7 protein-coding genes are annotated in these 9,342 nt (G+C 69.8%); 5 read left to right on the top strand and 2 right to left on the bottom strand.

Annotation, left to right across the window (positions count from 1 at the left end; all coding sequences use genetic code 11):
* Positions 1-80: 80 nt before the first annotated feature.
* Positions 81-740, bottom strand: coding sequence for a hypothetical protein (locus tag ACQEV1_RS36450; RefSeq protein WP_433400342.1), 660 nt, complete (start codon positions 738-740; stop codon positions 81-83).
* A gap of 218 nt (positions 741-958) precedes the next feature.
* On the opposite strand from ACQEV1_RS36450, the gene ACQEV1_RS36445 reads away from it, so the two are divergent.
* A complete protein-coding gene (locus ACQEV1_RS36445) occupies positions 959-2,995 on the top strand; it encodes a TIM-barrel domain-containing protein (RefSeq protein WP_433400339.1) in 2,037 nt (678 codons plus the stop codon).
* A gap of 65 nt (positions 2,996-3,060) precedes the next feature.
* Here the strand turns inward: ACQEV1_RS36445 and ACQEV1_RS36440 are convergent, their stop codons facing one another.
* Positions 3,061-4,083 (bottom strand): LacI family DNA-binding transcriptional regulator, encoded by a 1,023-nt coding sequence (locus tag ACQEV1_RS36440; RefSeq protein WP_285632328.1) that lies wholly within the window; start codon positions 4,081-4,083, stop codon positions 3,061-3,063.
* Between the two features lie 206 nt (positions 4,084-4,289).
* Between ACQEV1_RS36440 and ACQEV1_RS36435 the strand changes: the two genes are divergently transcribed.
* Genes ACQEV1_RS36435 through ACQEV1_RS36420 form a run of 4 tightly spaced genes read left to right on the top strand, consistent with a single transcriptional unit; the run spans position 4,290 to position 9,322 of the window.
* A complete protein-coding gene (locus tag ACQEV1_RS36435; RefSeq protein ID WP_433400335.1) occupies positions 4,290-6,227 on the top strand; it encodes a glycoside hydrolase family 127 protein in 1,938 nt (645 codons plus the stop codon).
* 34 nt (positions 6,228-6,261) lie between these two features.
* Complete coding sequence (locus ACQEV1_RS36430; RefSeq protein WP_433400332.1) at positions 6,262-7,506, top strand: sugar ABC transporter substrate-binding protein; 1,245 nt, start codon at positions 6,262-6,264, stop codon at positions 7,504-7,506.
* Between the two features lie 29 nt (positions 7,507-7,535).
* On the top strand, positions 7,536-8,504 hold the full coding sequence (locus tag ACQEV1_RS36425; RefSeq protein ID WP_285632333.1) for a carbohydrate ABC transporter permease: 969 nt from the start codon (positions 7,536-7,538) through the stop codon (positions 8,502-8,504).
* Positions 8,501-9,322 carry a carbohydrate ABC transporter permease gene (locus ACQEV1_RS36420; RefSeq protein WP_285632336.1) on the top strand — a complete coding sequence of 274 codons (822 nt, stop codon included), beginning with the start codon at positions 8,501-8,503 and terminating at the stop codon, positions 9,320-9,322. Before ACQEV1_RS36425 ends, ACQEV1_RS36420 begins: the two co-directional genes overlap by 4 nt.
* Positions 9,323-9,342 lie beyond the last annotated feature (20 nt).

Here is a 9,342-nt window from a genome sequence, read left to right as displayed (position 1 = left end):
GCCGCGCAGGGCGGCCCGCGGCGCGAAGGGACCAGGCGATCATCGCCCACTACACCCGCCGCTGAGCGCCGGGCGGCACGTCAGCGTGGCCGCGCCGTGGCGGTCGCCACCACGCCGGCGGCGTCCGGGCCATTCGACTCCAGGGACGGGTCCCTGCTGCTCGGTACCCCGCCGGCCAGCTGGACGACCGCGAGCCAGTGGGCGTGCCGTGGCGGGTCGGGCACGTCCCAGCGCTCGACCCGCCACGAGCCGTCGGGATCGAGCCGGGCGGGCGGTGACACGAGCCAGTGCTCCTGGTACACCACCGGCGGTGACGGATGGCCGCCCGTCGAGGAGGAGAGCACCGGCACCGGTTCGGTGGCGCGCACCGGTGCGGTCTGGGCGACGACGTACACGGTGAAATCGCCGGGCCCGACGCCGCGTACGGTCCCGGCGAACGTGAACGACCTTCCGTGCGGGGGCAGTTCGTCCTCGGTCCAGGACGTGATGGCGAGTACGGGCGCGGCCGAGGCCGCCGGCCGGGGCGTCTCGCCGGGTGCGGACGGCCCGGAGTCGTCGCCGTGGGGCACGAGCCCGATCAGCGCCGCCACGATCGTCGCGACCGCCCCGATCACCGCGACGAGCACCGCCTGCGTCTTGTCCGGCTGCCACCGGCGGCGCTTGGTCGCCCCGGCCGGTAAGGCCGTGTTCGTGGGGGCCTCATGCTCCGGTCGCGGCCCGGAACCCTGCTCGTTCGCCATCGTGGCTCCCCTTCACGAGGATTCCGCCCTCAGCATGACGGATCGGTGACGGGCGCGCCACCGTCCGTCAGAGCCCGGGCGGCCGCGGTGGGTCATCTGGGGGAAGATCTTGACGTGGCGTTCATTTATGCGCAGTATCCCGCAGTAGTGCGCAAGAATGAGCAGTCGGGCGGGGAGCGCGCTGGACCGCTCGCCGACCCGGCTCCGAACCACGCGAGGTGATCGCGCTGAGATCCCGCCGACTGTTTCCCCCTCTCGCCGCCCTCGTGCTCGTCGCGACGTCCCTCACCGTGGGTCCGGCCTCCGCCACGCCCGCCGTGAAGTACCACGACGGCGCGGGCACCATCACGCTGACCACGTCCGCCTACCAGGTGACCGTGGCCAAACGGAGGTTCCAGATCACCACCCGCCGCGCCGGCCGTACGGTGCTGGCCACCACCGACACCGGCGCCCTCGGGTTCTCCGGCGCGAACGGCCGGGTCACCGCCACCGACGTGCGCAAGTCGGCCTGGTCCCACGGCGTGCTGAGCCTCCGGGTGGGCACGACCGATGCCAAGGCGACGCTGGCGGTCAAGATCACCCCGTCCGCCGACCGGTACCGGCTGGAGAGCACGGTCCAGGGGGCGACGCCGGAGTCCACCGGCATGCACTTCGCCATGGGCTCCGCCGGGCACTGGTACGGGCACGGTGAGGCGAGCACGGACGCCGGCGGCCCGTACACCGACCAGCCCTGGCCGCTCGACTCGGGCAAGGTCGCCGACGACGCGTTCGGACCCGCGTCGTACCAGATGGTGGACCCGTTCTGGTTCACCCAGTCGGCGGCCGGCATCTGGTTCGACACGCAGGACCTGATGAAGGTCTCCCTCGGCAAGGACAAGCCGGGCGTCGCCGGCATGGAGGTGACCGGGACGCCGAGCCTCGCCGCCACCTTCTTCGTGGAGAAGACCCCCAAGGCGGTCTACGACGACTACATCGGCATCACCGGCAAACCGGCCAAGAGTGACGCCGAGGCGTACCAGTACGAGACGCCGCTGTGGAACTCCTGGGCGCAGTTCTACACGAACGTGGACCAGGCGAGCTTCCTGGACTACGTCCACCGCCTGCACGACGCGGGCGTGCCCGGCCACACGATGTCGCTCGACGACGGCTGGATGAGCCACTACGGCGACTTCACCTTCAACGGCAAGTTCCCCGACCCGAAGGCCATGTCGGACGAGGTGCACTCGCTGGGCTACAAGTTCGGCCTCTGGGTGACGCTGTGGATCAACCTCGACGCCGACAACTACAAGGTCGCCGCGGACAAGGGATACCTGCTGAAGTCCAAGGACGACCCGTCCCAGCCGTGCACGGTCACCTGGTGGAACGGCAAGGCGGGCATCGTCGACCTCGGCAACCCCGACGCCCGCGCCTGGTACGAGGGACAGCTGAAGGCGCTCCAGCAGAAGTACGGCGTGGACGGCTTCAAGTTCGACACCCGCTTCTACGACGAGACGTGCGCCCCCGCGTCCGGCTACACCGCGAACGACTACGTCAAGCTGGGCGCCCAGCTCACCGACGAGTTCGACCAGCAGGGCGTCGGCGTGCGGATCCACTGGACCGGGTCGCAGAAGTACGGCTTCGTGACCCGCGAGATCGACAAGGGCACCGACTGGAAGTCGCTTCAGGCGGCGATCCACCAGAGCCTGGCGATCTCCACCATCGGCTACCCGTTCGTGGAGACCGACATGGTCGGCGGCTCGGAGGGTCAGCCTCCGCCGTCGAAGGAGGTCCTGATCCGCTGGGCGCAGGCGGCCGCCGCGATGCCCCTCGTCTACTCGTCCACGTCACCGGTCCGCGTCTACGACTACGTGAACAAGAAGTGGGTCGACTACGACGCCGACACGGCGAAGCTGTACGCGAAGGCCCTCGACGTGCACAAGCGCCTCACGCCGTACATCGAGCGGCAGGTGCGGCGGACGCTGAACACGGGTGACCCGATCATGCAGCCGCTGTTCTTCGCCTTCCCGTCGGACCAGGCGTCGTACACCGTGGGCGACGAGTGGCTCCTGGGCGACTCGCTGCTGGCCGCGCCGCTCCTGTCGGCGGGCACGAGCCGCGACGTCCATCTCCCGCCGGGCGCCTGGTACGACGTGGCGCGCGGCAAGGTCGTCCACGGCGACCTGAAGGCCTACCCGACGGACCTGGGCACCCTGCCGCTGTTCGTCCGGATGGGCACCGCCGACACCAAGTCCCTGATCGGCGCCCTGCGCCACTGAGAGACGAGCCCGGACGGCACCGCGTGCCGTCCGGGCTCACCCGACGACGCTGAGCGGCGCGCTGGTCAGGCGGAATCGCGGACGACCAGCCGGCACGGGACCCGGTGCAGGCCCGGTGACGGCTTGTCATCGATCGCTTCGAGGAGACGCAGGGCGGCGATGCGTCCGATCTCGGTCAGGCCGACCTCGACGGTGGTCAAGGGGGGCCGGGCCGCAAGGGTCATCGCGTCCCAGTTGTCGTAGCCGATGACGGCGACCTGGTCGGGCACCTGGACGTCCCGCTCGCGCAGGGTGTCCGCCACACCGCGGGCGATCTGGTCGTTGCCGCAGAAGAAGGCGTCGGTGTCGGGCGCCGCTCGCAGGACCGTCTCCGCCGCCCGCCGGCCCCACGCTTCGCTCCAGTCGCCGAAATGAGCCCGGCCAGTGGCGAACCCCAGTGAGGCATCGTTCAGCAGGCGCTCGGTGAAGCGGGCGCGGTCGGCGGCCGCCGCGTGGTGGGCCGGGCCGGTGACGTGGGCGATCCGGGTACGGCCGCCGCCCAGGAGGTGTTCGATGGCCAGCCCGCAGCCCTGCTCATCGTCGGAGACGATCGAGATGTCCGAGGGATCGGTGGAGGGGGAGAGGGCGTAGGCGACGGGGATGCCGTCGTGGAGGCCGGACAGCGGCGGGCGCGGGTCGGTGCGGCGACCGGTGACGATGATGCCGTCGACCCGCCGGTCCATGAGATTCTGCAGGTGGTGGCGTTCGCGGATGAGGTCGCCGCGCGTGTCGCAGAGCAAGACGGAGATCCGGCCCGCGCCCAGAGCGTCCTCGGCGCCGAGCAGCACCGGGATGCTGAAGCGGCCGATACCGTCGGTGGTGATCAGACCCACGGTCCAGCTACGGCCGGTGTGCAGACTCTGGGCCTGCTGGTTGGGACGAAAGTCGAGCGACTGGGCGGCGTCCTTGACTCGTCGGCGGGTCTCGGGCCGCATGCGCCCATTGCCGCTGAGGGCCCGGGAAGCCGTGCCGACGCTCACCCCTGCCAGTTCGGCCACGTCGCTCAACGTGACCCTGGGCCTGGAGGTGCTGTGACTCCGTCCCGCCATGCGCAATCCTTTGCTCACTAATTTCTACTGGCTCTATGGTGCCATCGCCGCTGCGTGCTGGCCAAATCGCGCAAGCAGCCTGAAAAACCATGAGCAACGCTCTTGACGGCTTAGCGCGTTAACCGTACCTTCCAGCGTGAAAAAAGGTTTGCGCAAGTTTGTGGCGGTGCCTGGCTGGGCAAGCCGCTGCCGATCCGGGGAGATCCATGTCCCGTACGTCCTCGTCCGCCGCCGGAACCGGCCCCATCCGGCTCGGTCCGCAGACCCGAGCGGCTCTGCGCCCGACCGAGGCACCGGCGGTGACCGGCGGCTTCTGGTATGACCGGCGCCTGACGAACGCCCAGGCCGGCATCCCGCAGGGGCCGCGGCTGCTGGAGTCCGCGGGCAACCTGCACAACCTGCGCCTGGTCGCGGGGAAGGCCCAGGGCGCCTTCCGTGGCGATTACCCCTTCCAGGACACCGACGTCTACAAGTGGCTGGAGGCGGCGTCCTGGCAACTCGCTCAGGACACCGTGGCCGGCCGGGACACCACCGCCCTGACCGAAGAGGTCGACCGCGTCATCACTCTGGTCGCCGAGGCACAGCAGGAAGACGGTTACCTCAATACCTGGTTCCAGTCCGGTCGAGGCGCCGGCCGGTACAGCGATCTGCGGTGGGGGCACGAGCTGTACAACGCCGGCCACCTCATCCAGGCCGCCATCGCCCACCACCGCGCCACAGGGCGTACGGAGCTCCTCGACGTGGCCTGTGGGTTCGCCGACCACATCGGCATCGTCTTCGGGCCGCCGGGCAGCGGCCGGCCGATCGACGGGTTCGACGCTCACCCGGAGGTCGAGACCGCGCTCGCCGAGCTGTACCGCGAGACCGGCGACCAGCGCCACCTCGACCTCGCCGGCTACTTCGTCGACCGGCATGGCCACGGCCTGCACGGTCACGAGGCGTACTGCCAGGACCGGGTGCCGCTGCGCGAGGCCGACACCGTCGAGGGCCACGCCGTGCGCCAGCTGTACCTCCTGGCCGCCGTCGCCGACCTGGCGATCGAGACCGGCGAGGAGTCCCTCGCCGCGGCGAGCGCCCGGTTGTGGCACGCCATGGCCGCCACGAAGACCCACCTGACCGGCGGTGTCGGCGCGCACCACGACAAGGAGGACTTCGGCGACCCGTACGAGTTGCCGACCGAGCGCGCGTACTGCGAGACCTGCGCCGCCATCGCGTCCGTCCAGTTCGGCTGGCGGATGGCCCTGCTGACCGGGCAGGCCCGCTACAGCGACCTGGTCGAGCGCACCCTGTTCAACGGCTTCCTCGCCGGGATGTCACTGGACGGCGAGAGCTGGCTCTACGTCAACCCGCTCCAGGTGCGCGACGGCTACGTCGACGGGGGCGGCGACCAGTCGTCTCGCCGGACCCGCTGGTTCCGTTGCGCCTGTTGTCCGCCGAACGTGATGCGCCTGCTCGCCAGCATGGAGCATTACCTCACCTCCACCGACGGCCGTGGCCTGCAGATCCACCAGTACGCCTCCGGCGTCTTCCACGGCGAGGCCGGCGGTGCGCCGGTGGAGGTGAGCGTTGACACCGAGTACCCGTGGCGAGGTCGTATCGCCGTCACCGTCGAGCGGACCCCCGGCACGTCCTGGACGCTCTCGTTGCGAATCCCGCAATGGTGCACCGAGTACACCGTCGGCGGCGTCGCCGCCGACGCTCACGTCGACGTCGAGGACGGCTGGCTCCGGATCCACCGATCGTGGAGCGCCGGCGAGGAGCTGCTCCTGGACCTTGAGTTGGCCCCGCGCCTGGTGTCCGCCGACCCACGGGTGGACGCGGTACGCGGCTGCGTCGCGATCGAGCGCGGCCCGCTCGTCTACTGCCTCGAACAGGCCGACCACCCCGGTGGGGGCCTCGACGACGTCGTGATCGAGGCCGGCGGCCCGCTGACCGCCAAGGAACGCCCCGACCTGCTCGGCGGAGTCGTCACCGTCGTCGGCACGGGGTACCGGCGGTCGCTTCCCGAGCCGGGCTGGTGGCCGTACGTCCCCGCCGGCTCGCCCCAGGCTCCGGGCACCCCCCTGGAACTGGTCGCCGTGCCGTACTTCGCGTGGGCCAACCGCACCGTCGGCAGCATGCGCGTCTGGCTGCCCACCTCCTGACCGGCTTCTCCCTCCACTCGCAGACGAGGTCACCATGAGACACCTGTACCGCCCCTTCGTCGCCGCCGTGCTCGCCACCGGCGCACTGACGTCCGCCGCCGCGTGCTCCTCCTCCGACGGCGGCGGCTCCGGCGGCTCGGCGTCGGGCGCGTACACCTTCTGGGACCCGTATCCGCAGTTCGACGCCTCCTCCGACTGGGCCAAGCGGGTCGCGAACTGCGGGGCCTCGGCCGGTGTCACCGTCAAACGCACCGGAATGGACACGACCGACCTGGGCAACAAGGCTCTCCTCGCCGCCCAGCAGGGCAACGCTCCCGACGTCATGCTGGTCGACAACCCGGTCGTCTCCACGCTCGTCCAGGCGGGCATCCTCAACAAGGCGCGTGACCTGGGCCTGGACACCTCCACCATCCAGCCGAACATCATCGGTGCGGGAACGCTCGACGGCGCCGCCTACGGCGTCCCCATCGGTGCCAACACGCTGGCCCTCTACTACAACGGAAAGGTCCTCAAGGCCGCCGGCGTCGACCCTGCGGGCATCAAGGACTGGGCCACGCTGACCTCCGCCCTGCAGAAGGTCAAGGCCGCCGGGAAGAAGGGCATCACCTTCTCCGCCATCGGCACCGAAGAGGGCAGCTTCCAGTTCCTGCCCTGGTTCTGGGGTGCCGGCGGCGATCTGACCAAGATGAACGACCCCGGTGGCGTGGCGGCGCTGTCGCTATGGAAGGACTGGCTGGCCCAGGGACTCGCGCCCAAGGACGTCCTTCAGAACACCCAGACCACCAGCTGGCAGGAGTTCGCCACCGGCAAGTACGCCTTCGGAGAGAACGGCACCTGGCAACTCGCCAACGCGGCCAAGGCCGGCTTCCCGTACGGGGTCATCAACATTCCCGGCCAGCACGGTGGCTCGGCGCCGGTGCCCACCGGCGGCGAGTTCGTCACCGTGCCCGTGCAGAGGAAGACCGGCCGTTACGCCGTCAGTACGAAGATCGTGAACTGTCTGATCAGCCCGACGAGCCTGCTGGCGACCGACACCACTCTCTCCTACATCGCGCCGCTCGCGGCGGTGCAGAAGGAGCAGGTCGAACGGGACGCGACGCTCAAACCATGGGTGTCGGCGGTGGCCGCGGCCCGAGGGCGTACGAGCAACGGCCTCGGCACGAAGTATCCCGTGATCTCCCAGCAGCTCTGGACCGCCGTCCAGTCGGCCCTGTCCGGTGGCAAATCCCCGCAGGGCGCCCTCGACACGGCACAGCAGGCCGCCGCCTCCCACAGCTGACCCTTCCGGCGCGCAGCAAGGAGTCACGCATGACCCTCGCCCGAACCGACCACCCGCAGCGGTCACCGGCCGCGTTCCGGGCGGCCCCGCGCTCAGGGACAAGGCACCGCCGCGCACGCCACCGGAAGAGCCGCCTGACCGCCTGGGCGTTCGCCCTGCCTCTGGTGATCTATCTGGCCGCGTTCTACGTCTATCCGCTCTACCGGAACCTGGACCTCAGCCTGCGCCGCTACACGGTGCGGTCCTTCGTCGAAGGCGACGCGCCGTTCGCCGGCTGGGCCAACTTCGACCAGGTCCTGCACGACCCGACGTTCGGGCCGGCGATCCGTAACACCCTGGTGTTCACCCTGGTCTCGATCGCGGTCCAGTACGGAGCAGGGCTCGCCCTGGCCGTCTTCTTCAACCGGCGTTTCCACCTCTCCGGTCTCCTACGAGCCCTGTTCCTGGTTCCCTGGCTACTGCCGCTGATCGTTTCCTCGTCCACGTGGGCGTGGATGCTCAACAGCGAGAGCGGTGTCGTCAACCACGCCCTCCACCTCGTCGGCGTCTCGCCGGTCGACTGGCTCGGCTCACCTCACTGGGCCCTCACCTCGGTGATCATCGCGAACATCTGGATCGGCATTCCGTTCAACCTGGTCATCCTCTACAGCGGGCTGCAGAACATCCCCGCCGACCTGTACGAGGCGGCCGCGCTGGACGGGGCGGGAGCGTGGCAGCAGTTCCGCCGGCTCACGTTCCCGCTGCTGCGGCCGGTCACCATGGTCGTGCTGCTGCTCGGTTTCGTGTACACGCTCAAGGTCTTCGACCTCATCTGGATCATGACAAAGGGCGGTCCGGGGGATTCCTCCTCGACGCTGGCCACCTGGTCGTACCGGCTCGGGTTCGGATCCCTGCTGCCGCAGTTCGGCCCCGGCGCCGCCGTCGGCAACGTCCTCATCGTCATCGCTCTGGCCTTCGGGCTGCTCTACACCCACGTGCAGAGGAGGCAGGAGGCATGACCGGACGACGACGCGGGATTCGGGTCACCGCGATCGGCATCGTGCTCACCGCCCTGATGCTGTTCCCGGTCTACTGGATGATCAACGTCTCGCTCACCCCGCAGCAGGACATGCGTAAGAATCCACCGGACCTTCTCCCGCTGCACCCGACCTTCGAGGGCTACCAGGCGGTGCTGCACGACCAGTTGCCGTACCTGCTGACCAGCCTGCTCATCGGTCTCGGCACCGTGGCGCTCACGCTGGTCCTGGCCGCTCCGGCCGGGTACGCGCTGGCCAAGCTGCGCCCGCGCGGGGGCGGCGCGCTCGGCCTCGCCCTGCTGATCGCCCAGATGATCCCGGGGATCGTCATGGCCATGGGGTTTTATGGGATCTTCCTGAACCTCGGGCTGATGAACACCTGGTGGGGACTGATCGTCGCCGACTCCACGATCGCCGTGCCGTTCGGCGTCCTGATCTTCCGCGCGTTCATGTCCGGCATCCCCGACGAACTCCTCGCCGCCGCGCGCATCGACGGCGCCGGGGCGTTCCGTGCGTTCTGGTCCATCGTCCTCCCGGTCAGCCGGAACGCGCTGGTCACCGTCTCCCTGTTCAGTTTCCTCTGGGCGTGGTCGGACTTCGTGTTCGCCAACACCCTCGACGCGGGCGGCGACCTGCGTCCCATCACGCTCGGCATCTACCGCTACATCGGAAACAACAACCAGGAATGGAACGCGATCATGGCCACCGCCGTGGTCGCGTCCGTGCCCGCCGCGCTCCTCCTCGTCCTCGCCCAGCGCTACGTTGCCGCCGGCGTCACCGCCGGAGCCGTCAAGGACTGATCCTCCGCCACCGTCGTCCC

This window comes from Actinoallomurus sp. CA-142502 (genome assembly GCF_050936355.1).
Taxonomy (GTDB): Bacteria; Actinomycetota; Actinomycetes; order Streptosporangiales; family Streptosporangiaceae; genus Actinoallomurus; species Actinoallomurus iriomotensis.
The sequence above is the reverse complement of the archived record's forward strand: the minus strand, read 5'-3'. Positions and strand labels throughout refer to the sequence as shown.